Annotated in this window: 23 protein-coding genes; 16 read left to right on the top strand and 7 right to left on the bottom strand. The window is 67.3% G+C overall.

Annotation, left to right across the window (positions count from 1 at the left end):
* Positions 1–31 precede the first annotated feature (31 nt).
* Together CFB41_RS19440 and CFB41_RS19435 are read right to left on the bottom strand one after the other, a co-directional pair.
* Entirely contained in the window at positions 32–610 is a 579-nt protein-coding gene (locus CFB41_RS19440) for a hypothetical protein (RefSeq protein ID WP_144029954.1), read from the bottom strand.
* Between the two features lie 81 nt (positions 611–691).
* Complete coding sequence (locus CFB41_RS19435; RefSeq protein ID WP_089443327.1) at positions 692–1,324, bottom strand: LysE family translocator; 633 nt, start codon at positions 1,322–1,324, stop codon at positions 692–694.
* A gap of 593 nt (positions 1,325–1,917) precedes the next feature.
* On the opposite strand from CFB41_RS19435, the gene CFB41_RS19430 reads away from it, so the two are divergent.
* The 8 genes from CFB41_RS19430 to CFB41_RS19395 all read left to right on the top strand — a co-directional run bounded on the left by CFB41_RS19430 (position 1,918) and on the right by CFB41_RS19395 (position 10,305).
* Positions 1,918–2,241, top strand: a complete 324-nt coding sequence (locus tag CFB41_RS19430; RefSeq protein WP_089443328.1) for a DNA-binding protein — start codon at positions 1,918–1,920, stop codon at positions 2,239–2,241.
* A 94-nt stretch (positions 2,242–2,335) separates the two neighbouring features.
* A complete protein-coding gene (locus tag CFB41_RS19425; RefSeq protein WP_089457563.1) occupies positions 2,336–2,587 on the top strand; it encodes a hypothetical protein in 252 nt (83 codons plus the stop codon).
* On the top strand, positions 2,584–3,129 hold the full coding sequence (locus tag CFB41_RS19420) for a hypothetical protein (RefSeq protein ID WP_089457562.1): 546 nt from the start codon (positions 2,584–2,586) through the stop codon (positions 3,127–3,129). Before CFB41_RS19425 ends, CFB41_RS19420 begins: the two co-directional genes overlap by 4 nt.
* Positions 3,130–3,232: 103 nt before the next feature.
* Positions 3,233–3,718: a DUF2946 family protein gene (locus tag CFB41_RS19415; protein WP_089457561.1), complete on the top strand. Its 486-nt coding sequence runs from the start codon at positions 3,233–3,235 to the stop codon at positions 3,716–3,718.
* A gap of 242 nt (positions 3,719–3,960) precedes the next feature.
* Positions 3,961–5,424: a PepSY domain-containing protein gene (locus CFB41_RS19410; protein ID WP_089457560.1), complete on the top strand. Its 1,464-nt coding sequence runs from the start codon at positions 3,961–3,963 to the stop codon at positions 5,422–5,424.
* Positions 5,402–5,845, top strand: a complete 444-nt coding sequence (locus CFB41_RS19405; RefSeq protein ID WP_256941088.1) for a DUF2946 domain-containing protein — start codon at positions 5,402–5,404, stop codon at positions 5,843–5,845. Before CFB41_RS19410 ends, CFB41_RS19405 begins: the two co-directional genes overlap by 23 nt.
* Before the next feature lie 174 nt (positions 5,846–6,019).
* Positions 6,020–8,134, top strand: coding sequence for a TonB-dependent receptor (locus CFB41_RS19400; protein ID WP_089457559.1), 2,115 nt, complete (start codon positions 6,020–6,022; stop codon positions 8,132–8,134).
* 53 nt (positions 8,135–8,187) lie between these two features.
* Entirely contained in the window at positions 8,188–10,305 is a 2,118-nt protein-coding gene (locus CFB41_RS19395; RefSeq protein ID WP_089457558.1) for a TonB-dependent siderophore receptor, read from the top strand.
* Positions 10,306–10,484: 179 nt separating this feature from the next.
* Here CFB41_RS19395 and CFB41_RS19390 read toward each other — a convergent pair whose 3' ends face one another.
* Positions 10,485–11,729, bottom strand: coding sequence for an NADH:flavin oxidoreductase/NADH oxidase family protein (locus CFB41_RS19390; protein WP_089457557.1), 1,245 nt, complete (start codon positions 11,727–11,729; stop codon positions 10,485–10,487).
* Between the two features lie 77 nt (positions 11,730–11,806).
* Here CFB41_RS19390 and CFB41_RS19385 point away from each other — a divergent pair, with 77 nt between their 5' ends.
* The 3 genes from CFB41_RS19385 (at position 11,807) to CFB41_RS19375 (ending at position 13,612) form a co-directional block, all read left to right on the top strand.
* The gene (locus tag CFB41_RS19385; RefSeq protein ID WP_089457556.1) at positions 11,807–12,277 is read left to right on the top strand and encodes a MerR family transcriptional regulator; all 471 of its coding nucleotides are present in this window, start codon (positions 11,807–11,809) and stop codon (positions 12,275–12,277) included.
* Between the two features lie 104 nt (positions 12,278–12,381).
* Entirely contained in the window at positions 12,382–13,080 is a 699-nt protein-coding gene (locus CFB41_RS19380) for a hypothetical protein (RefSeq protein ID WP_089457555.1), read from the top strand.
* Between the two features lie 211 nt (positions 13,081–13,291).
* Entirely contained in the window at positions 13,292–13,612 is a 321-nt protein-coding gene (locus tag CFB41_RS19375; protein WP_089458922.1) for a DUF1330 domain-containing protein, read from the top strand.
* 19 nt (positions 13,613–13,631) lie between these two features.
* Here CFB41_RS19375 and CFB41_RS19370 read toward each other — a convergent pair whose 3' ends face one another.
* Positions 13,632–14,468: an NAD(P)-dependent oxidoreductase gene (locus CFB41_RS19370; protein WP_089457554.1), complete on the bottom strand. Its 837-nt coding sequence runs from the start codon at positions 14,466–14,468 to the stop codon at positions 13,632–13,634.
* Positions 14,469–14,550: 82 nt separating this feature from the next.
* On the opposite strand from CFB41_RS19370, the gene CFB41_RS19365 reads away from it, so the two are divergent.
* Positions 14,551–15,654, top strand: a complete 1,104-nt coding sequence (locus CFB41_RS19365; RefSeq protein WP_089457553.1) for a LacI family DNA-binding transcriptional regulator — start codon at positions 14,551–14,553, stop codon at positions 15,652–15,654.
* Between the two features lie 78 nt (positions 15,655–15,732).
* On the opposite strand, the gene CFB41_RS19360 is transcribed toward CFB41_RS19365, so the two are convergent.
* Positions 15,733–17,025 (bottom strand): MFS transporter, encoded by a 1,293-nt coding sequence (locus CFB41_RS19360; RefSeq protein ID WP_089443395.1) that lies wholly within the window; start codon positions 17,023–17,025, stop codon positions 15,733–15,735.
* A 321-nt stretch (positions 17,026–17,346) separates the two neighbouring features.
* Here CFB41_RS19360 and CFB41_RS19355 point away from each other — a divergent pair, with 321 nt between their 5' ends.
* Positions 17,347–18,831: a bifunctional transcriptional activator/DNA repair enzyme AdaA gene (locus tag CFB41_RS19355; protein WP_089457552.1), complete on the top strand. Its 1,485-nt coding sequence runs from the start codon at positions 17,347–17,349 to the stop codon at positions 18,829–18,831.
* The gene (locus tag CFB41_RS19350; protein ID WP_089457551.1) at positions 18,828–19,361 is read left to right on the top strand and encodes a methylated-DNA--[protein]-cysteine S-methyltransferase; all 534 of its coding nucleotides are present in this window, start codon (positions 18,828–18,830) and stop codon (positions 19,359–19,361) included. The genes CFB41_RS19355 and CFB41_RS19350 overlap by 4 nt, the downstream gene beginning before the upstream one ends.
* Before the next feature lie 19 nt (positions 19,362–19,380).
* On the opposite strand, the gene CFB41_RS19345 is transcribed toward CFB41_RS19350, so the two are convergent.
* Positions 19,381–20,199, bottom strand: coding sequence for a helix-turn-helix domain-containing protein (locus CFB41_RS19345; protein ID WP_089457550.1), 819 nt, complete (start codon positions 20,197–20,199; stop codon positions 19,381–19,383).
* A gap of 77 nt (positions 20,200–20,276) precedes the next feature.
* Here CFB41_RS19345 and panB point away from each other — a divergent pair, with 77 nt between their 5' ends.
* The gene (panB, locus tag CFB41_RS19340; RefSeq protein ID WP_089457549.1) at positions 20,277–21,134 is read left to right on the top strand and encodes a 3-methyl-2-oxobutanoate hydroxymethyltransferase; all 858 of its coding nucleotides are present in this window, start codon (positions 20,277–20,279) and stop codon (positions 21,132–21,134) included.
* Positions 21,135–21,200: 66 nt separating this feature from the next.
* Here the strand turns inward: panB and CFB41_RS19335 are convergent, their stop codons facing one another.
* The gene (locus CFB41_RS19335; protein ID WP_089443348.1) at positions 21,201–21,692 is read right to left on the bottom strand and encodes an Lrp/AsnC family transcriptional regulator; all 492 of its coding nucleotides are present in this window, start codon (positions 21,690–21,692) and stop codon (positions 21,201–21,203) included.
* A gap of 156 nt (positions 21,693–21,848) precedes the next feature.
* Between CFB41_RS19335 and glmS the strand changes: the two genes are divergently transcribed.
* A complete protein-coding gene (glmS, locus tag CFB41_RS19330) occupies positions 21,849–23,678 on the top strand; it encodes a glutamine--fructose-6-phosphate transaminase (isomerizing) (protein ID WP_089457548.1) in 1,830 nt (609 codons plus the stop codon).
* Positions 23,679–24,055: the final 377 nt, after the last annotated feature.

Raw genomic sequence — 24,055 nt, 5'->3', positions numbered from 1 at the left:
TGGATCGCCGCCTCCGGTACGAATCGACCGCTCACCGCGCGAGCGCGGCCAGTACGTTCGCCCGGTAGCTCATGTCCTTTTCCCGGATCTCGAGTACCCCGCGCGTGACGTCGATGTTCGTATAGAGCTCGGCATAGCGCGATTCGGGGCCGTCGGCGAAGAAAAAGACTTTCGCCTGCATCGGGTAGGTGTCGACTTCGCGGAGGTCTCCGCTCAGCACGGCGACATCGCCGTACGCGCGTGCGGCAAATTTCGCCGACGGCAGCGGCTGTCCGTACAACGTCGCCAACGCGTCCAGCAACGCGTCGCTTTCGGCGCCAATCGACTGATAGACGATTCCGCTGCGCCCGCCTTCGCGCGCACCGAACACGACTTTGACGCCCACCGTCTTGCCCTGATAGACACCGCGCGCCAGCACCGCACATTGATTTCGACCGTCGCATTCAATCGACCGGACTGCGAGGCGGATATCAGCAAAATCGCGCAGCACGGGCCCCTTGGCCGCGGATATCTCGGGCAACGCCGGCTCGCGCGCAACACCTGTAATGGCAACGGAAACGAACAATCCCGCGCCCAGCAGACGCATGACGTGGGTGCGAAATGGGCTCACGTTAAACGCTCCCGTTCGGATGTTCCAGAGGCACCGGTGATGCGCACGTCCGCCTGAGCGGCATCACACCCGTCGCCCACTCTACACGTTCGACACCAGCAGCCTGATCCCAGCCACGCCGAACACGACGGCAAGACACGCTTCCATCGCGCGCCGGCCGCGCACGTACAGCCGGCGCGCACCGTCCATCGAGAACACGAGCGCATAGCCGCCGAACACCAGGCACCCGATCACGATGCAGCCCGGCACGACGGCGCCGTGCGACGCGCCCGCGCCGTTCGACGACAGCGCGACGATCGACACCCACACGAGGATCGCTTTCGGATTGGTCAGGTGCAGCATCGCGCCGCGTACATAGAAGCGCGACAGCCGTTGCTCGCCCGCAGCGTTCGTCGACGCCGCCGCGTTGCCGGACCACGCCGTGCGCCCCGACTTGAACGCGAGCCACAGCAGGTACAGCCCACCGAAAACCTTGATCGCGACCAGCAGCTTCGACCACGCGAGCAGCGCGGCCGACACGCCGAGCGCCGCCACCGTCGCCCAGCACATCGACCCGGAAATGACGCCGAGCGCGAACGCGAGCGCCGCCTTGCGGCCCTGGTTCGCGGCGACCGACATGATCGCGAGATTGCTCGGCCCGGGGCTGGCCGTCCCGATGAAATAAGCCGTGTAGGCCAGCAGCAGGTTGGCCGAGAAGAAGGCGTGGACGCTCATGTCGAACCTCGCAGGGATGATCGGGGCATTGTTGGCAAACGCGCGCCGTCTGCCCATGGACAATTGGCCGACAATTCGCTGGGCCAGCTGGACGGGGCACGCAACCGGATCGCCACGCGTAAATCCGTCTCGGATTTGAAACACCCGTCACATTCGCCGGCGGCTTTCGCCGAGCATGGCGGACATCCTGTCCTGCCGCTTCCACCGGGCCGCACGCTTGACAGGCGCAGGCGGCACCGCGCGCGCCGGCCCGTTTCGTCAGACGGCCGGGGAACGCGCCACGCAATTTATCCCGGCGTTACGTTACATCCGTGAAGCATTTCGCGTCGGCGAGCCGCTCCGCGGACTCGATATGCATCGCGCCGCGCCGGTAGACCGCCTCCTCGGTCCCCTCCGCCCCCCAGTACCGGCGGGACTCGCGGCCCGCGTCGCGTCGCGGCTCAACAATACTCAACAATCGTCTCGCGCCGCTGGTACGAAACCTGCATCCCGTTCGGGTAACCGCCGCGCCGATCACCGCGCGGACACGAACCCACCGTCGGGCGCATCCAGCGGACACGCCCGAACGATTCGAGCAAGTAACGAGGCCCTTCATGGATGCACTGCCCAATTCGTCCGACACGTCGTTCCAGCTCTTTCTCGCGAAGGTGCTCGAACAGCCGTTGCCCGACTGGACCGAAAAACAGCAGATGGAACTCGAGATGGCACGCTCGCTGTCCACCGAAATGGTTCAGCTCGCCGAGGACATGCGCGGCCGCACGCCCGATCTCGCGCGCTGCCTCGTGCTGCTCCGCTACGCGAAGGTGCTCGACTTCATGCTGACGTCGCTCGCCGCGCACCGCGACATTCATCCGCAGACGCTGCGCACGCTGTTCCGGCTCGCGAACCTGAAAGTCGACGATGCGTATCCGGCCTGAGCCGGCGCACTGCATCGGCTGCCGCGGGCGTCGCGCACGGCCGCGGCGGCCCATCCCCGATTCGCGGCACACGCGTGCCCGATGACCTCGCCGCATGATTCCCAGGAACCGGCGATCCCGACTGGCCCGCGCACTCGGCGCGTTCGTGAAACACGACGGCCGCGACGCGCAGAAGCCTCACGGCCAGAACGATCGTCGCGACGATCGCGACGTCGAGCGGACGCTGCGGCGCGTGTCGCCGGCCGACCTGTCCGATCTGCTGGCCGACGCTGACGGCAGCGCCGACGACGCCGAGACTGAGGCCGAGGCCGAAGCCGGTTTCGCCGATGTGAGACGCACGCCGTGAACGCTGTCGATTTCGACCGGATCTGGCCGGCCATCTGCGAAACCCCTGCCTGGTCCGTGACGAAAGGCCAGGGCAGCTTTCTCACGTTCGAATTCGGGCAACCCGCGCTGCATGTGCGGGAGCCGCTCGCCGGCTCGCCCGGCCTGTCCGCGACGGCACGGGACAGGCTCGCGTCGCGGCACGTGACGGTGGCCGGCAACGGGCACCTGTGGATTTGCTACTGCCATTGGTCGATCGCGCTCGACGGCCACGAGCTCGCGCACAGCGAATCCCGATCCGGCGACATCGCGGCCGCCGCGCAACGGCTCGACGGGCAGATCCTGCGGTCGGTCACGCCCGGTGCCCAGCCGGGTTCGTGGACGTTCGATTTCGACCTCGGCGGCAAGCTGACGACCTGGCCGTACGGCGACGATCCGGCCGACGAACAGTGGCATCTGTACGACCGGCGCTCGGGCAACGTGCTGACCGCCCGCGCCGACGGCACCTGGTCGTATGGCCCGGCGAACCTGCCGCCCGGCAGCGAATCGTTCGGCGCCGAATAGCCACCCGCGTGCTTTCGTCCGCTTCCGGCAGCGCGCCGGGCTGATGCCGTGCATCAGCGTGGCGGACGGCCCCGCCCCGCAAAGGGAGGTACAATCGCGCGCCATGAACGCACTTCGCCGCTTCCTGCTCCGCCAAGGCGTCGCGCGACAGCTTCTGTGGGGGTTCCTCCTCGTGACGCTGCTGTCCCGCGCGCTGATGTCGGGCGCCGTGATGCTCGATCCGGACGGTCCGGATGCGGGCTCGGTGGTGCTGTGTTCGGGCCGCGGCCCGCTGATCGTCAACGTGGCCGCGCTGACCGCCCGTTTCGATGCCGGCGCGCCGATCACACCGGCCAACGACGCGCTCGCGCTCGCCGATGCGCTCAAGCATGACGGGCATGCCGACAACACGGCGTCGTCCGGCAGCGGCGACACCCTGTGCGCATTCGGCGCCGCGCTGTTCACCGCGCTCGCGTCGTTCGTGCTGCTGGTGCTGCTGTTTCCCGCCGCCGCGCCACGGCGCTTCCGGGCTTACTTCGACCGTATTCCCGTCGTGCGATCGATCTTCGACGATCGCCCCCCCTCCCGCGCCCCTCCGCTGTTCTGCTGACGGTTCCGCCCCGCGGCTCGTGCACGTCGACGTGCGCGGGCCTGCATGCCGTTCGTCTCACACGACCTGATTCAAGCGTTCACCCGCCTGCCCGCCTCGCGCGGGCGACGCCGTCATGCGCCGCTTCCGCGCATGGCGCCGCGCCGCCCGTCTCGTCGATGCCGGCCGGCGGGCGCGACGCGCGTTGACGCCCGCCGGCCCGTGCCGGCGCGGCCGCTCAACGAACCCGAGGAGCTGACACCATGTCGACCACCGTCGAACGGGCGATCTCGCCCGCCCAATCCGCCCACGCCGGCTACCGGACGCTCTGGCGCTGGCACTTCTATGCCGGCCTGTTCGTCATGCCGTTCCTGGTGGTCCTCGCGATCACCGGCACGCTCTATTGCTTCCAGCCGCAGATCGAGCCGCTGCTGTATCCGCACCGGCTCGTCGTCGAGCCGCGCGCCACGCCGCGGCTCGATGCCGACACACTGCTCGCGAGCGCGCGCACCGCGATGCCGGCCAGCGCGACGCCGGTGTCCGTGCAGGTCTCGACCGCACCGGACCGCAGCGCCGAATACGTGTTCCGGCTGCGCGACGGCAGCCGCGAGAGCGTGTACGTGAACCCGTACGACGGCAGCGTGCTCGGCACGCTGAGCGTCGAGAACCGCTTCATGCAGATCGACCGGATGCTGCATCGCAAGCTGCTGCTCGGCAAGACGGGCGAGTTGCTGATGGAGCTCGCCGCGTGCTGGACCTTCGTGATGATCGGCACCGGCATCGCGCTGTGGTGGCCGCGCGGCGCGACGCGCGTCGGGCAGGCGCTGCGCCCCGACCTGTCGCTGCGCGGCCGGCCGCTGTGGAAGAACATTCACGCAACCGCCGGCATCTGGCTCGCGGCCGGCACGATCGCGTTCATCCTGACGGGGCTGCCGTGGTCGGGCTCGTGGGGCAAGAACTTCAAGGCGCTGGCCGCGACCGTGAACCTCGGTGCGCCGGAAGGCGCATGGGGCGGCGGAGCGGTACGCTCGACGCGCCCGGGTGCTGCCGCGGCACCCGCACCTGCCCAGGCAGGTGCGCCGTCCGGCCATCACCACGACTCCGGCGAGTCGATGCCGGGAATGGTGATGGATGACCTGCCGTTGCCGCAAACGCCGTGGGCGGTCGGCAACGTGCCCGTCCCGCATTCGCCGTCGGCGCCGACACCGGCACCGCTGCCGCTGGCCCGCGCGATCGCGATCGTCGCGGGTCTCGGCGTGACGAGCGGCTACACGCTCGCGCTGCCGTCCGGCGCGGACGGCGTGTTCACCGCGTCGTACTTCCCGGACGACCCGAAAGCCGAGCGGACGATCTACCTCGACCAGTACAGCGGGGCCGTGCTGAAAGACATCCGCTATGACGACTACGGCGCGGTGTCGCGCGCCGTGTCGTACGGCACGTCGCTGCACATGGGCCGCTATTTCGGGCTCGCGAACCAGATCGTCTGCGCGGTGCTGTCGCTCGGGCTGGCCGCGATGGCCGTCACGGGCACCGTGATGTGGTGGAAGCGCCGCCCGGCTCGCAAGTTGGGCGCGCCGTCGCGCGAGCGCGGCGCGCCGCCGATGCGCGGCTGGATCGCGGGGCTCGTGCTGCTCGGCGTCGTGTTCCCGCTGATGGGTGCGACGATCGTCGCGGTCTGGTTGATCGACCGTCTGCTGTTCGGCCGTGCGGCCCGCGCAGCGGCCTGATTCATCGCGCGCCGGCATACGCGGCGCGCCGACGCGACAAGCCCGGGCCACCGCGTGGCTCGGGCTGTTCGCGCTCGTACTCGCGCTCGTCGCGCCGCTGATCTCGCAACTGCGCGCTGCCGCAGCCAATGACGGCCTGCCGGCCGCGCCGATCTGCTCGGCAACCGGCAACACGCTCGTGGCGCACGCGGAACTGAAAGCGTCTTCCGATTCGCTGTCCGATTCTCCATCCGGCAAGCATTTCGATCGCTGCGGCTATTGCGGCCTGCTCGCCGGCCATCCGCCGCTGCAGTCCGCGGTGTTGCTCCCCGCTTCCCCGGCCGTGCGGCATGCGCCGCCCGCGCCGCTGATCCCCTCTGCCAGCCACCCGCCGAAGCGCTACGCGCTCGCCGCGCGCGGGCCGCCTTCCGCCCGCGCCTGACGCACCTCGCGACCGCGCCGCCGCACACCGCGCGGCGCCGCCCCGCTTCGCCTGCCCGCCCTGCCGGTGCCCGATGCCGAACCCGCGCGCGTGACCACGCGCGGTGGCCGGTGCCGTGCATGGCGCGCATCGTGTCCGTCTCATCATCGTCACCGCAACCCTACGTACAACGACATGCTTACCTCGACCCGTATTGCCGCCGCGCTGTCCGGCGCGATTTCCGTGCTCTTCGCGTCGGCCGCCTGCGCGCAAGGCGCCGACGCACCCACCGATGCACCGGCCGCATCGACGCTGCCCGCCATCAACGTCAACGCACCCCGCGAGCTCGACTCGCTGACATCGAAATCGACCGGCAGCCTGAAGCGCACGCTCGAGCAGACGGTCGGCTCGGTGGGCTTCGTCGATGCCGACAGCTACCGGAACACCTACGCGTTCACGCTGCGCGACGTGCTGAAGGACGTGCCGGGCGTGTTCGTCGAGAACCGCTACGGCCAGGAGTTGCGGCTGTCGATTCGCGGCTCGGGCATCGCCCGCTCGTACCACACGCGCGGCCTCGAGATCCTGCAGGACGGCATCCCGACCAACCTCGCGGACGGCAGCGGCGACTACTACCAGATCGATCCACTCGCACTGCAGGCGGTGCAGGTCTACAAGGGCGGCAACGGCCTCGCGTATGGGGCGTCGACACTCGGCGGCGCGATCGACTTCATCACGCCGACCGCTCATACCGCCGACGCGCCGAACATCCTGCGCGCGGAAGGCGGCAGCTACGGCACGGTGCGCACCAGCGCGCAGATCTCGCGCGTGCTCGGCCCGCTCGATTTCCTCGCGAACTTCAGCGTCAATCACACGGACGGCTATCGCGATCATTCGAAGGGGCAATATGAGCAGTTCAACGCGAACGTCGGCTACCGGTTCAGCCCGACGGTCGAGACACGCTTCTACGTCGGCGTGTACGTCGTCGACCAGTTGCTGCCCGGCACGCTGTCGCTGTCCGACGCGCTGAACAATCCGACCAAGGCCGCACCGAACGCGATATCGGGCGACCAGGCGCGCAACACGCGCACCGAGCGGATCGCGAACCGCACGACGGTGAAGCTCGATTCGGGCGAGCTGCAGTTCGACACGTGGGCAATCCACAAGAGCCTCTATCACCCGATTTTCCAGGCGCTCGACCAGGACGGCTGGACCTACGGCTTCGCGCCGCGCTACACGGGCCACCTGACGCTCGGCGGGATGCGCAACGACCTGATCGTCGGCGCGCGCTTCTTCGGCGGCCGCACGCAGGCGAACCAGTACGTGAACGTCAACGGCAACAAGGGCGCGCAGACGCTCGACTCGACGCAGACGGCCTTCAACTACGAGGCGTACGTCGAGAACCGGCTGTTCTTCATGCCGACCGTCGCGCTGATGACGGGTGTGAAGGTGCTGCACTCGGTGCGCGAGTACATCGACAACGGCGGGCTGCCGCGCAACCCGAACACCAAGTCGACGAACGCGAGCTACAGCGGCGTCAATCCGAAGCTCGGGCTGCTGTGGCAGCCGGACGCGCACACCCAGGCCTACGTCGACATCACGCGCAGCCAGGACGTGCCCGACTTCACCGACCTCACGCAGACCTTCTCGAACACGACGCGCTTCGCGCCGCTCGCGGCGCAGCACGCGTGGACGATCGAGTTCGGCACGCGCGGCTCGCGCGAGCGCGTGAGCTGGGACGTGACCGCCTATCGCTCGCTCGTGCGCGACCAGCTGCTGCAGTACACGACGAACCCGGATGTGCCGGCGTCGACGTTCAATGCGAACAAGACGGTGCTGCAAGGGATCGAGGCCGGCGCGTCGGTCGAGTTGCTGCGCAACGTCACCGGGCGCGGCGCGGGCGACAAGGTCACGCTGTCGGGCATCTGGAACCTGAACGACTTCCGCTTCAAGAACGACCCGCAGTACGGCAACAACCGGATCGCGGGCGTGCCGCTGAACGTGCTGCGCGCGACGCTGGGCTACGCGCGGCCGAGCGGCTTCCACATCGCGGCGACGCTCGACTGGGTGCCGTCGGGCGCGTGGGCCGACGATGCGAACACGTTGCGCGTGCCGAGCTACACGCTGCTCGGGCTGCAGGCCGGTTACGACTTCCGCAATGGCCTCTCGCTGTTCGTCGATGCGCGCAACCTGACCAACAAGCGCTATGTGAGCGACATCAGCACGGTCGCCGATGCGCGCACCGCGAACACCGCGATCTTCTATCCGGGCGAAGGGCGCAGCGTGTTCGCCGGCATGCGGTACGCGTTCTGATGCGCCGCCTTTCAAGCAACACCGCATTGAACAGATTCAAAGGATCTCGAAACATGAAGTTCAGATTGATGCTGCCCGCCGCCTTGCTCGCGGCCTTCTCGCCCGCGGGCCAGGCACAGGAAAGCGATGCCGCGAGCGCCGGCGCCACGCTCGCCCCGATTCGCGTCAACGCACAGAAGGCGACACCGCTCACGCAGCCGCTCGACACCGGCAGCCGTCTCGGCTTGACCTCGCTCGAAACGCCCGCGAGCGTCGAGCAGATCGATCGCAAGACGCTCGACACCCGCGGCGACAGCGCAATCGTCGACGCGGTGAGCCGCGCCGCCGGCATCAGCGCGTCGCCGCATCCGGGCAACGGCGGCTCGGAGCTCGGCGCGCGCGGCTTCGTCGGCGCGTCGTCGGTCACGCAGCTCTATGACGGCGTGCGCCCGTACGGCGCGATCGGCATCACGTTTCCGTTCGACACGTGGTCGGTCGACCATATCGACGTGCTGCGCGGCCCGGCGTCGGTGATCTACGGCGAAGGCGCGATCGGCGGGGTCGTCAACATCGTGCCGAAGAAGCCGACGCGCGGCGCGATCCAGAACGAACTGCAAGTTGGCGGCGGCACCGAGGGCACGGCGCGGGTCGCGTTCGGCAGCGGCGGCGCGATCAACGACACGCTGTCGTACCGCTTCGACATCAGCGGCAACCGTTCGTCGAACTGGGTCGACCGCGGCAATTCGCGCAACCTGTCGATCTCCGGCGCGCTGCGCTACGACGTGAGCGCCGACCTGTACGTGACGGCGTCGTATGCGCAGGGCTTCCAGCACCCGATGCAATATTTCGGCGTGCCGCTCGTGAACGGCGCGCGCGATCGCGCGCTCGACAAGAAGAACTACAACGTCGGCGACAGCGACATCGCGTTCCGCGACAGCTGGGCGACGGTCGCGGCGAACTGGCAGCCGAGCGACAGCCTGAACGTGACGAGCACGCTCTACCGGATGAAGAGCAACCGTCACTGGAAGGATGCGGAGTACTACACGTACCTGCCGTCGACCGCGCAAGTGCGGCGCAGCAGCTTCACGGAAATCTTCCACGACCAGGCGCAGTACGGCAACGTGACGGCGGCCACCGTCACCACCGCGCTGCTCGGCATGCGCAACACGTTCTCGACGGGCGTCGAGTTCAATCACACGACGTTCCAGCACGACAACAACTCGCCGTATTCGGGCACGTCGACGGTCGATCCGTTCAACTTCGATCCGGGCAGCTTCATCAACACGGCCGGCACCTACCCGAAGTACCGCAGCCAGGCGAACCAGTACGCGCTGTTCGCCGAGAACCGGCTGGAAATCACGCCGCGCTGGTCGGTGATCGGCGGGCTGCGCTACGACCATGCGAGCGTGAACCGCGACGATCTCGTGAACGGCGGCGCATTCACGAAGGTGTTCGCGAACACGGGCTGGCGCATCGGCACCGTGTACGACGTGCAGCCCGGCCTCGCCGTGTACGGCCAGTACTCGGTCGCGGCCGATCCGATCAGCTCGCTGCTGTCGCTGAATGCGTCGAAGGCGAACTTCACGCTCGCGACCGGCCGGCAGATCGAGATCGGCGTGAAGCAGTCGTTCCTCGACGGCAAGGCGGAATGGACGCTCGCCGCGTACCGGATCGTCAAGAGCAATCTGCTGACGGCCGATCCGCTGAACCCGAACCAGTCGATCCAGGTCGGCCAGCAGTCGTCGCGCGGGCTCGAGGCGACGATCGGCGCGGAGATCGCGAAGGACTGGCGCGTCGACGTGAACGTGTCGATCCTGCGTGCGAAATACGACGACTTCCAGCAGACGTCCGGCGGCACGACGGTGTCGCGCGCGGGCAACGTGCCGGTGTCGGTGCCGCAGCGGCTCGCGAACCTGTGGGTGAGCTGGCGCTTCGCGCCGGACTGGACGGGCATCGCGGGCGTCAAGTACGTCGGCAAGCGCTTCGCCGACACCGCGAACCAGCTCGTGATGCCGTCGTACACCACGGTCGACCTCGGCCTCGCGTGGAAGCCGCGCAAGGACACGACGATCACCGCGCGCGCGTACAACGTGTTCAACCGGCGCTTCGTGCAGTCCGCGTACTACAACGAGACGCAGTACCTGCTCGGCAACGACCGGCGGCTCGAAGTGGTGGCCAACTACCGGTTCTGATGCGGCGCGGTGCGGTGCGCCGCACCCGCCGCCCGTGCGCATGCACTGCGGCGGGGGCATTCATCGCGGCCTCATCGCGACCTCACCGCGAATGCGCGGCCACTCACGCAACCGCATGAACGCCCTGGATCCGCGCACAGCGGCCCGACGAACCCCTCGCCGAACCGCATGACCGCACGTCACGCACGCGTGCCCGCCGCACGCCCCGCCATCCATTTCCGGTAGCGCCGCGTCTGGCACTGCGCGGCCAGTTGCTGCCTGACCAGCGCGCGCAGCGGCGACACCTGCGGGTGCGTGCGCCGGCCAGCGCTCAGCCGCGTGAGCTGGAACTTGACGACGGCCATGTTGGCCAGCGCGCCCAGCGCCTTGTTCTTCCAGCGGATCGGTTCCAGCACCGGTGCGGTGTCCTTGCCGGCCCGCCAGTCGCGCGGCAGGTTCGGCTCGATCGACAGCGCGGTCGCGATGCCGACCATCGCCACGCCGCTGTCGACCACCTGCTCGGCCACCACGCGACGCCGGATGCCGCCCGTGACCATCAGCGGCATCCGCGCGACGGCCGTGATGTCGCGCGCGAACTCGAGGAAATACGCTTCGCGGGCCAGCGTGCGGCCGTCGCGCGCCTCGCCCTGCATCGCCGGCACTTCATAGCTGCCGCCCGACAATTCGACGAGATCGACGCCGAGCGGATTCAGCAGCTCGACCACGCGCTTCGCCTCGTCCGCGCTGAAGCCGCCGCGCTGGAAATCGGCCGAGTTCAGCTTGACCGCGACCGCGAATTGCGGCGACACCGTCGCGCGCACGTCCCGCACGATGTCGAGCAGCAGGCGTGCGCGATTCTCGATGCTGCCGCCCCACTGGTCCTGCCGGCGGTTCGTCAGCGGCGACAGGAACTGGCTCAGCAGATAACCGTGCGCCGCGTGAATCTCCACGCCCGTGAAACCGCTCTGCTCCGCGAGTTGCGCGGCGCGCACGAAGCGGCGCTGCACGTCGGCGATATCGGCCGGCGTCATCTCCTTCGGCACCGGGAACTGTTTCGACAGCGCCCCGAGCGCGAGCGGCACGGCCGACGGCGCGAGCGTCGTCTGGCCGAGCGCCGCCTGCATCTGGCGCCCCGGGTGATTGATCTGCATCCACACGTGCGCGCCGCCCGAGCGCGCCACCTGCGCCCAGCGGCGAAAGCGCTCGAGATGCGCATCGCTCTCGAGCACGACGCCGTTCGGCCCCGTCATCGCGCGGCCGTCCACCATCACGTTGCCGGTCAGGATCAGGCCGACCTGGCCGTCGGCCCACGCCTGGTACAGGCGCAGCAACGCGTCGGACGGTGCGTGGTTCGCATCGGCCATGTTCTCTTCCATCGCGGCCTTGGCCAGACGGTTCGGAATCACCGCCCCGTTGGGCAGTGTCAGCGGTGTAAACAGGTTCATGGAGGACACCCTCGATTGACGATGCCCAACGATAACTTTAAAGTCAACTTTAAGGTCAAGCCCTTTTGGAGCACTGCATGAAAATCGGCGAACTGGCGAAGGCGAGCGGCCTCGCGGCGTCCCGCATCCGCTTCTACGAAGCGAGCGGGCTGCTCGAACCGGCCCGTCGGCAGGCGAACGGCTATCGGCAATACGGGTCGGAAGCGTTGATGCGGCTCGCGATCATCGACCGCGCGCAGCGCGCGGGCTTCGCGCTCGACGAGATCCGCGCGGTGTTGCCGCCCGATCTCGGCGCGTGGCCGCGCGACGAGCTGCTGGTGGCGCTGCGGCACAAGGTCGACGAAATCGTGCTGCTCGAACAGCGTCTCGCGCAGAACCGGCAACATCTGGAGGTGCTGATCGACGAGATCGAGAACAAGCCGGACGGCGAAGATTGCGCGGAAACCGCGCAACGGATGCTCGACCGACTGTGCGCGCAGGCCGACGAAGCGCCGGCGTCGGCACCGGTGCCCGCGCCGGTCCCGCGGCCGACGCGCAAGCGTGCATGACTGGTTACACTGCGTCACCTGAAAAACAACCAACCCGCGCGGCGGCGAGACGAGTCGACGCGCGTGCGCCGGCTTTCGCGGCGCGACTTCAAGACCCGATCCGCATGACGATCCCCCGCACCACAGGATTCCTCGTCGCCGCACTGCTGACGTTCGGCATCGGCAGCGCTTGCGCCAGGACGTGCGCCGATACGCCTGCGTCGTTCGCGTGCCCCACCGCCCCCGAGCTTCCGGCAGACATCGTCGCGCAGTTGCCCACCGGCTACGAAGCGATGGACGCCGCGTCGGGGCGACTGACCGACGGCGCCCGCATCGGCTATGTGGTCGTCGCGCATCAGCCCGACGACTCGATGCGCAAGGCGTCGCTACGTCCGCTGATGATCTTCCTGCCGGACAAGGATGGGCACTACCGGCTCGCGGCGCGCAACGACACCGTGATCATGAAAGCAGACGAAGGCGGGATGGGCGACCCGTATCTGGATGGCGTCGCCGAGAACGCGCTGACGATCGAACCGCGCACGTTCACGGTCGAACAGGGCGTGTTCGCAGGCCATGACCACTGGCGCGACCGTGTCACGTTTCGCTACGACACTGCGCATCGCACGTGGGTGTTCCATCGCGAGGTGTTCCGGAACTGGCGCTTCAACGACGACCCGAACGGCGATGCGCTGAAAGCCGACCCGGTGCGCGTCACGCGCGCCAATGTAGCGAAAGCGGTCACGTTCGAAGCATGGCGGCCGGATTACTGGTGTGATTCTGCCGAGCGGCGAGGCACCGATCCGGCTTGCAGCAAGACGCGTTGACGTTGACGCCGCGCCGCGACTGACGATGCGTGCGGACAAGCGGTATGCACGGACGCTACCGCGCCGCATGCGCAGTGTGTCTGCCGACGCGCGCATGCCCCCGTTCTCATCTGCGCGGATTTGCTTACGTCGCAGGTAATCGACGCGCGCCGCCCGCGCCGCGATCATGGCTCCATCGATGCACGAACCGCATCACATCGAGGAGCCTGCCATGACCGCCTACGCCATCGCCCACCTGCACGACGTCGAGATGGGCGACGACATCGTCGAATACCTCGAACGCATCGACGGCACGCTTGCGCCTTTTAACGGACATTTCGTGATTCACGGCGCGCGGCCGGACGTACGCGAAGGCGTGTGGCGCGGCGACCTGATCGCGATCGCGTTTCCCGATCTCGACACCGCGCGCGCGTGGTACGAATCGGATGCATACCGGCAGATCCAGCCGCTGCGTGCGCAGCACGCGAGCGGCCCGCTGATCCTGATCGACGGCGTCGACGCTCGGCACAAGGCGACCGATATCCTGCGCTGAGCCGCGACGCCGGCGACGCTTACGACGCGTTGCGCTCCATCGGCTCGCCGACGACGAACCCGCCGCCCTGGAACCGCTGCGCGGGATCGTCGTGGTCAGCGGTCGGCGCCGTCACCGGGAACAGCCCGGCAAACTGCTCGGAGCTGTCGCGCGGGCGGAAGCCGAGGAAACCGGCCTTCGTGTTGTCCCACCACTTCACCGGGTTGTCCGACGCGCCGTACACGATCGCGTGACCGACGCGGTTCGTCAGCAGCGAGCAGCGCACGAGCTCGATGAAGTCGCGATAGCTGAGGAACGTCACGAGCATGCGCGGATTCTTTGGCACTTCGAACGATGAACCGATCCGCAGGCACACGGTCTCGATCCCGAAGCGGTCGAAGTAGTAGCGCGACAGCGATTCGCCGAAGCACTTCGTCACGCCGTACAGGCTGTCGGGGCGCAGCGGCGCATCGGCGTCGAGCACTTCCGTGACCGGATGGAAGCCGATCGCATGGTTCGAGCTCGCGAACACGACGCGCTTCACGCCGTGCTTGCGCGCGGCTTCGTACAGGTTGTACGTGCCGGTGATGTTCGCGCCGACGAGATCGTCGAACGGCGCATCGACCGAAATGCCGCCGAGGTGGACGATCGCGTCCACGCCGTCGACGAGCTGCATCACCGCGGCCCGGTCGGCCAGGTCGACGACGCGGGTTTCTTCATGCGCGGCCGCATCGCCGAGCGCAGCGATGTCGCTGACGCGCACGACGTCGGCCCAGTCGGCGAGCGCGCCGCGCAACTGGCGGCCGAGGTTGCCGGCCGCGCCCGTCAGCAGCAGGCGCCCGAACGGTTTGCGCGCGCCGGTGGATGAGGCATTCATCGAATCTCCTTGAATCTGACCTGAAATCTGACTGAATCGGAAAACGTTTTCCAACTATACGCGGGCGCACTGCCGAACGTCAATGGCCGAACCCGGTCGCATCTATCCGCACTTTCCCGATATCGGCGCGTGGCCGCGCGTGCTCTTTTTCTGCCACAATCCGGCCTTACGGAACGAAAACGTTACCCTTCGAATGAAAAAAGTTTCCCCGACGATCCGCGACGTGGCGGCGGAAGCCGGCGTGTCGGTCGCGACGGTATCGAAGTACGTGAACGGCACGCAGCGCTTCTCGCCGACCGTCGAGGCACGGCTCAAGGAGGCGATCGAGCGGCTCGGCTACCGTTCGAACCCGCTCGCGCGCTCGATGATCACCGGCCGCACGCGCACCATCGGCCTCGTGATCCTCGACATCAGCAACCCGCACTTCACGAACGTGGTGAAAGGCGCGAACCGCGTCGCGCTGCAGCACGACTACACGCTGCTGCTCGTCGATACCGAGGAGAGCCAGGCGCGCGAACGTTCGCTGATCGAAGCGCTCGCGCAACGCGTGGACGGGCTGATCGTCAGCACGCGGATGCCCGACGACGAAGCCGGCTGGATGCTCGATCTCAACAAGCCGCTCGTGCTGCTGCGTCGCAGCCCCGGCCTGCCGATTCCGAGCGTCGGCATCGACAACCGGCTGTCGACCTACATGCTCGCGCGCCATCTGCTCAATCTCGGCCACACGCGTATCGCGTATCTCGGCTTCGGCACGGCACGCGTGAACGACGAGCGGATCCAGGGCGCGCGCGACTGTCTCGCGGAAGCCGGGCTCACGCTCGACGTGCACGATGCGCATGCGCCGACCGCCGAAGCCGGTGAGCGTGCGTGTTCGCGCGTGATGCTCGGGCCGCAGCGCCCGCAGGCCGTGATCTGCTACAACGACCTGATCGCGCTCGGCTTCATGAAAGAGGCCGCGTCGCTCGGTTTCCGGCTGCCGCAGGACGTGTCGGTCGCCGGCATCGACAACGTGCCGTACGGCGAATACGCGGCGCCCGCGCTGACGACCGTCGACATCCAGAGCGAGAACATGGGCGAGCTCGCGATGCAGAAGCTGATCGATGCGCTCGCGGGCCGTACCGATGCGAGCTATTCGACGTTCGAGCCGCGGCTGATCATGCGCGCGTCGACGGCCGCGGCCGGCTGAGTTTCCTGTTTCGCGCCTGCAAAAGAAAGCGCGCCGCCCAAAGGCGGCGCGTTCGTTTGTCGACGCGCGATCACGCACTCATGCGTCGAGCTGCGCAGGCTTCATCTTCGGCGTGAGCATGTGCATCACGCCCAACGCGATCAGGTAGGCCGACGCGCCGATCGCGAACAGCACCCAGTAGTGGCCCGTGCGCTGCAGCACCTGGCCGATCACTTCCGAGAACAGCACGCCGCCGATCGAACCGGCCATCCCGCCGATGCCGACCACCGATGCCACCGCGCGGCGCGGGAACAGGTCGGACGCCGTCGTGAACAGGTTCGCCGACCAGCCCTGGTGCGCGGCGGCGGCGAGCCCGACGATCAGCACCGCGGCCCACAGGCTCTGCACCTGCGACACGAACGCGATCGGCAGCACGCAGCAGGCGCAGATCAGCATCGCCGTCTTGCGCGCGCCGTTCACGCTCCAGCCCGCACGCAGCAGCATCGACGACAGCCAGCCGCCGCCGATACTGCCGACCGTCGTCAGCGCATAGATGCAGACGAGCGGCAGGCCGATGTGCTGCATGTCCATCCCGCGCGATTCGTTCAGCCACTTCGGCAGCCAGAACAGGTAGAACCACCACACCGGATCGGTCAGGAACTTGCCGATCAGGAACGCCCACGTCTCGCGCTTGCGGATCAGTTCGCCCCAGCGCGGCGCGCCGGCGTTCGCGTTCGCCGCGTCGAGCGCTTCCGCTTCGTCGCGCGGCTCGTCGTATTCCGCGGCGAGCGCGCGCGTATCGGCCTGGCGATAGAGCACGAGCCACACCGCGAGCCACACGATGCCGATCGCGCCGACGATCACGAACGCCGCGCGCCAGCCGTAGGCCACCGCGATCGCCGGGATGATCGCCGGGGCGAACACCGCGCCGATGTTCGCGCCCGAGTTGAAGATGCCGGTGGCGAGCGCGCGTTCGCGGCGCGGGAACCATTCGGCCGTCGTCTTGATCGCGGCCGGGAAGTTGCCGCCCTCGCCGATCCCGAGCAGCGCGCGCACGAACGCGAAGCCCATCACCGAGCCGACCGCCGCGTGCAGCATCGCGGCGATGCTCCACACCAGCATCGCCAGCGCGTATGAAATGCGCGTGCCGAGCCGGTCGACGATGCGCCCGAAGCCGAGCAGGCCCAGCGCATAGAACGCGGAAAACGCCATCACGATGCGGCCGTACTGCACCTGGCTCCAGCCGATGTCGTGCTGGAGCATCGGCGCGAGCAGGCCGAGGATCTGCCGATCCATGTAGTTGATGACGGTCGCAAAAAACAGCAGCGCACAGACGGTCCAGCGGTAGCGGCTGGCGACAGCGCGCACGGCGCCGACGACGGCAGATTGCATGAATGTCTCCGATGCGCGGCCGCGCCCGTCGCGCCGCACGTTGTTCGTTGACCGGCGACCGGCGCCGGGGCGGACGGCGGCGCGCCCGTCGCGCACGGCCGATTCCGCCGATCAATCTGGAAAACGTTTTTCAAAGCATAGGTCGTGCGCCCATGCCCTGTCAGTCGGGGATTTCGATGAGTCATCTCAAATTAGTCGCGGCAAAAGAGACGACTGTTTCACTACATGGCATTAACCGTTTTTCCCGGATTTTCCTGACGAGCGCGCGTGAGGATGGCCGCCGAGACACATGTCCGATTCCAGCCAGAATCGGGGGCCGGGATGGTTTACAGTCGTCCCATGCGCCTCGATCCCGATTCCTGCTACGACGCCCTGCTTTCGCGGAACCGCCGCTTCGACGGCTGGTTCTTCGTCGGCGTCGCGACGACGGGCGTGTATTGCCGCCCCGTCTGCCCGGTGAAGCCACCGAAGGCGCAGAACTGCAGCTACTACCCGAGCGCCGCGGCCGCCGAGAAAGCCGGCTTTCGACCCTGCATGCGCTGCCGCCCCGAGCTCGCGCCCGGCCACGGGCTACTCGACCTGTCGGGGACGCTCGCCGACGCAGCCGCCACGCTGATCGAGGACGGTTTCCTGAACGCACATTCCGTCGATGCGCTCGCACGGCGCGTCGGCGTAACCGAACGCCATCTGCGCCGGATCTTCGGTGCGCAGTTCGGCGTGTCGCCAGTCGAGTTCGCGCAGACGCACAGGTTGCTGATGGCCAAGCGCTTGCTGACCGATACCGCGCTGCCGGTGGCCGTCGTCGCGTCGACGGCCGGGTTCGGCAGCGTGCGGCGCTTCAACGACCTGTTCCTGCAGCGTTACGGCCTCAATCCGTTGAGGCTGCGCAAAGGAGCCCGCGCGTCGGCCGACGGCGACATGACATTTCCGCTGCCGTATCGCCCGCCATTCGCTTGGGGCGACCTGATGCGCTTTCTCGCGCAGCGGCAGATCGCCGGTGTCGAGCGGATCGATGCGCAGGGTTATGCGCGTGTCGTTGAATTGCCGAACCGGAACGCGAACACCACCGCCGATAACGGGCGCGTGGCCGGCTGGCTGTCCGTCGCGCACGTGCCGCAGCGTTTCGCGCTGGCCGTCACCGTGTCGCCCTCGTTGACGCCGGTCGTGCCGGCCGTGCTCGCGCGTGTGCGGCGGCTGTTCGATCTCGACAGCCGCCCCGACGTGATCGACGCGCATCTCGGCGAACTCGCGAGCGGCTCGCCGGGCCTGCGTGTCCCCGGCGCGTTCGACGGTGTCGAGATTGCGATCCGTGCGATTGCAGGCGAACGGCTTGCGGCGACGCATGCGAGCGCGCCGGTGCTGGCACGCATCGCCGAGCGCTTCGGCACATCGATCGAAGGCGCGCCGCCGGGCCTCACGCACGCGCTGCCCTCCGCCGCGACGCTGGCCGCCCTGCCGCCTTCCGCGCTTGAAACGATCGGCATCGCACGCGAACCCGCACGGGCGATCGTGTCGCTCGCCCGCGCAGTCGACGATGGCACGCTCTCACTCGAACCGATGGCGCCGCTCGACACGACGCTTGACGCACTGCGCGCGCTGCCCGGCTTCGACGAACACGCGGTGCAGTACGTCGCGATGCGCGCGATGGCCTGGCCGAATGCGTTCCCGGCCGACGATGCGTGGCTGCCCGCGCGCACCGAACGCGCCCGTGTGCCATCATCCGCGCCGCATGCCGCGCGCTGGGCGCCGTGGCGCGCGTATGCCGCACTGCACGTGTGGCGCCTTCATGGAGATGTGTCGCGATGACTCCCGCTCACCTGATTCCGAGCCCGCTGGGCGACATCGCCGTGCGCATCGAGGACGATGCGCTGACGGGCCTCTACTTCGTCGGCCAGAAATACTCCCCGCCGGTTGCGATCGTGACCGAGGCAGACGCGCTCGCGATGTCGCCGCTTGCGCGCAAGGTCGCGGAAGAAGTCGCCGAGTACTTCACCGGCATGCGCGAGACGTTCTCGGTGCCAATTCACTTGCGCGGCACTGCGTTTCAACGACGGGTATGGAAGGAACTGCTCGCGATTCCGTTCGGCGAATTGGTGACGTACGGCGACATCACCGAGCGCGTCGGCTTGCCGATGAGCGGCGCGCGCGCCGTGGGCGGTGCGGTCGGCCGCAACCCGGTGTCGATCATGGTGCCGTGCCATCGCGTGGTCGGCGCGTCGGGCAGCCTGACCGGCTATGCGGGCGGCATCGATCGCAAGCGCGCGCTGCTGTCGCTCGAAGGCGCGGGGTTCGAGCGCGGCGCCCACCATCCGGTGCAGCAGGCGCTCACGTTTTGAATGTCGACGTGTGGCCGCGTCACGCGTTCAGCACGGGCCGGCGCGCTTCACGTTTCGCATACGCGCCGGGCGTCACCTGGAATTTCGCCTGGAACAGCGCGATGAACGACGACGTCGAGTCGTAGCCCAGTTGCGCGGCCACCGCGCCGATCGGCTCGCCCGCATCGAGAAGCGGCAGCGCCGCCAGCAGCCGCACCGCCTGCCGCCATTCGGTGAACGACAGCCCCGTGTCCTGCCGGAACAGGCGCGACAGCGTGCGCCGCGTCGCGCCGACCTGATGGCCCCATTCGTCGAGATTGCGCGTATCGCCCGGATCCGCATGCAACGCACGCGCGATTTTCAGCAGACGCGGATCGCGCGGTAGCGGCACCGTCAGCGGCGCCTGCCGCATGCGTGCGATCCGGTCGGCGATCAGGCAAACGAGCGCACCGTCCGGCCCCGTCTCGTCGTAGTTCACCGGCAATTCGGCCGTCGCGAGCACCAGCTCGCGCAGCAGCGGCGTCATGCAGAGGATCGCGCAATCGTCGTGCACGTCGTCGCGCGCGATCGCCGCATCGAGATACAGGCTGTGGAACGCGACGCAATCGCGCGTCGACACCGCATGCGGCACGTGCGGCGGAATCCACATCGCATAGTGCGGCGGCAGCAGGTGCCGGCCCGACGGCGTCGACACCTCGAGCACGCCGCTCGTCGCATACATCAGCTGCGCCCACGGATGACTGTGCGCGTCGATGCTCACGTTGCCGGGAATCCCGAACGCGCGCACATACAGCGGCCTCGGCAGGCGCGCCATCGGCGGCACCGCGTAAGGGTCACCCGATTGTCCCGCCAGCACCATAAGACGTCCTCTGAAGGTCATTGCACGAACGAGCGCGATGCTACCGTGGCGGCTCTTCTTTCACACGGCTTCCGCTCATGAGCGCTCATACCCGCACCACCCGCAAGACCGTCACCGCGATCCGTTCGACCAAGGGCATCGGCAGCCTCGTGTCGCTGACCGCGTATTCCGCGCCGATGGCGAAGCTCGTCGACGAGGTGGCCGACGTGATCATCGTCGGCGACTCCGTCGGCATGGTGCTGTACGGGATGCCCGATACGCTGCGCGTCACGCTCGACATGATGATTGCACACGGTGCGGCCGTCGTGCGCGGCGCCGCGCAGGCGTGCGTCGTCGTCGACCTGCCGTTCTCGACGTACCAGGAATCGCCCGCGCAGGCGTATCGCTCCGCCGCGCGCCTGCTCGCCGAAACCGGCGCGCAAGCCGTGAAGCTCGAAGGCGGCAGCGAGATGGGCGACACGATCCGTTTCCTCACCGAGCGTGGCATTCCGGTGATGGCGCACGTCGGCCTCATGCCGCAGCAAGCCAACGCGACGGGCGGCTTCCGCGCGCAGGGGATGGACCCGCGCTCGGCCGCGCAGGTGTTCGATGCCGCGTGTTCGGCCGAACGGGCCGGCGCGTTCAGCGTCGTCATCGAAGGGACGGCCGAAGCGCTCGCGCGCCATATCACCGACACGCTGACGATCCCGACGATCGGCATCGGCGCATCGCCCGCATGCGACGGACAGGTGCTCGTGACCGAGGACATGATCGGCGCATTCGATGCGTACACGCCGCGCTTCGTGAAGCGTTATGCCGATACGAATGCGGTGATGCGCGATGCGATGCGTCAGTACGCGCACGACGTGCGGCAGCGTGTGTTTCCGGAGCCCGCGCATTGCTTCGGGTATGGCAAGCCGCTGCAACTCGTGGGCGCGGCTGACGCGGCTGCGTGATGACGTGAGACGTGATGACGTCGTGAAGGCATTCGCGAACACATTGCGGATGATCGCGCGATCACCTCACGCGCGCTTGCGCATCGCGTGCGTGACTCGCGCGTTCGCTTCGAACTTCGCGCGATGCGTCGAGAAGAACGTCCGCACGTTGCGGACGTTCGATGCGCCGGTGAACAGCCGTCGCGCGAATTCGTCGTATTCGGCGACGTCGGCCAGATCGGCCACCACCACGAAATCCGGCCCCGGCGACACGCGATAGCACTGCGTGACGGCCGGCTCCGCGCATACGTACGCTTCGAACGCGTCGTAGTCTTCGGCCGTCTGCCGGTCGAGGCTGATCTCGATCAGCGCGGTGACGGCCGTGCCGATCGCCGCCGGATCGAGCACCGCGACCTGCCGACGAATCACGCCGGCTTCCGTCAGCCGGCGCACGCGGCGCATGCAGGTGGGCGGCGACGACAGCGCGCGCTCGGCCAGTTGCAGGTTCGACACCGACGCGTCGTCCTGCAGGATCGCGAGGATGCGCAGGTCGAGATCGTCGAGGGTGATGCCGGCCATCGGCGGCTCCTTCCGGTCAGGGCGTGAAATTTAATTTCAACATGATAGACGATCTACCGTTCGTTTCATTTGTCGTCGTATTTTGAAATTTAATTCCATTTGGCTCGCCCTACCATCGCTCTCACTGATCCAGACAGGACATTTACGGAGCGCGATATGTGTGGAATTGTCGGGGCGGTCGCCCAGCGGGACATCCTGCCGAACCTGGTCGACGGCCTGAAGCGGCTCGAATACCGCGGCTACGATTCGTGCGGCGTCGTGGTCTACCGCGACCGGGCGCTGGCGCGCGCCCGCAGCGTCGATCGTGTGGCCAACCTGCAGCGCGAGATCGCCGAGCATGCGCTGTCGGGTTACACCGGCATCGCGCATACGCGCTGGGCTACGCACGGCGCGCCCGTCACGCTCAATGCGCATCCGCACTTCTCGCCGAGCGACGCCAATGCGCGCATCGCGCTGTCGCACAACGGCATCATCGAGAACTGCGATCAACTGCGCGCGGAGCTGCAGGCGCATGGCTACGTGTTCGCGAGCCAGACCGACAGCGAGGCGATCGCGCACCTGATCGATCATCTTTACGACGGGGATCTGTTCGATGCGGTGCGGCGTGCGGTCGCGCGACTGCGCGGCAGCTATGCGATCGCGGTGATGTGCCGCGACGAGCCGCACCGGATCGTCGGTGCGCGTGATGGCATGCCGCTCGTCGTGGGTGTCGGCGAAGGGGAGAATTTTCTGGCGTCGGATGCGATTGCGCTGTCGGGGATTACCGATCGCATCGCTTACCTCGAGAACGGTGACGTTGCCGATATCCAGCTGCATCGCTACTGGATCGTCGATGCGGCCGGCCAGCGTGTCGAGCGTGCTGTGCAGCGAGTCGCCGCGCATAGCGGGGCGGCCGATCTCGGGTCGTATCGCTACTACATGCAGAAGGAGATCTTCGAGCAGCCGCAGGCGGTGGCCGATACGTTGCTCGATGTGTCTTCGATCATGCCGGAGTCGTTTGGTGATGGCGCTTGGCGGGTTTTCAACGACGTGGATTCGGTGTTGTTGCTTGCGTGTGGCGGGAGTTATCACGCGGCGCTCACGGCGAAGTACTGGATCGAGAGCATCGCCAAGCTGCCGGCCAGCGTGGAAATTGCCAGCGAGTTTCGGTATCGCGATAGTGTGCCGAATCCGCGCACGCTCGTTGTCGCGGTGTCGCAGAGCGGCGAGACGGCGGATGTGCTTGGTGCGGTGCATGTAGCCAAGCGACTCGGGATGATGCATACACTCGCGATCTGCAATGTCGCGACGAGCGCGTTGATGCGGGAATGTGCGCTGCAGTTCGTGACGCGCGCGGGGATCGAGATCGGGGTGGCGTCGACGAAGGCTTTTACGACGCAGCTCGTTGCGTTGTTTCTGCTGACGTTGTCGCTTGCGCAGGTGCGTGAGCGGTTGAGCGACGACGAAGAGAAGGAGCATCTGCGTGCGCTAAGGCACCTGCCGGATGCGATGTCGAAAGTGCTCGCGCTCGAGCCGCAAATCATGGCTTGGTCGGAACTGCTCGCACGACGCGACAACATGCTGTTTCTCGGGCGCGGGATGCATTATCCGATCGCACTCGAAGGCGCGCTGAAGATGAAGGAGATTTCGTATATTCACGCGGAGGCTTATCCGGCGGGGGAGCTGAAGCATGGGCCGCTGGCGTTGGTGAGTAACGAGATGCCGGTGATTGCGGTTGCGCCGAACGACATGCTGCTTGAAAAGCTCCGGTCGAACATGCATGAGGTCAGTGCGCGGAATGGGCGGCTTTTTGTGTTCGCGGATGTGGACTGCGGACTCGTGCCGGGTGAAGGGATCGAGGTCATTCGGCTCAACGAGTACTACGGGCCGCTTTCGCCGATTCTGCATACGGTGCCGATGCAATTGCTCGCGTATCACGCCGCGCTGGCAAGAGGGACGGATATCGATAAGCCGAGGAATCTGGCGAAGTCGGTGACGGTGGAGTGAGGGGGGCATTGGGAGTATCAGAATTTCCGTGTTCAAGGCGGGTTGATATTCACACGGATAGTCGAATGAATCGATCCTCGTAGAGGATGGCGAACTGGTCCTCGCCGTCTGCCAGTCATGAGCCGCACACGCCCAATCTGCAGTGATGTTGCGAGTGCCAGCCAGACGATTATCGTCGGGTCGATTGACGAGGCATCGGACAAGCTGCCTGCCGAGTACGCCGGTGCGCGCCAGTTTGATTCTGCCCATCGGCAGAACACTATCCCCTCGCAGCTCTCGATAGCAAAAAGCGCCACCGACACGCTAAACGCCTATGGATGTATGAACCAATACAATTCGCCTAGCATGCGCATCAGTCCGACAAAATTTTGACGCGC

Source organism: Burkholderia sp. AU33803 (genome assembly GCF_002223095.1).
GTDB lineage: Bacteria > Pseudomonadota > Gammaproteobacteria > Burkholderiales > Burkholderiaceae > Burkholderia.
Note: the sequence above shows the minus strand (reverse complement) of the source record. Positions and strands in the feature narration are given on the sequence as shown.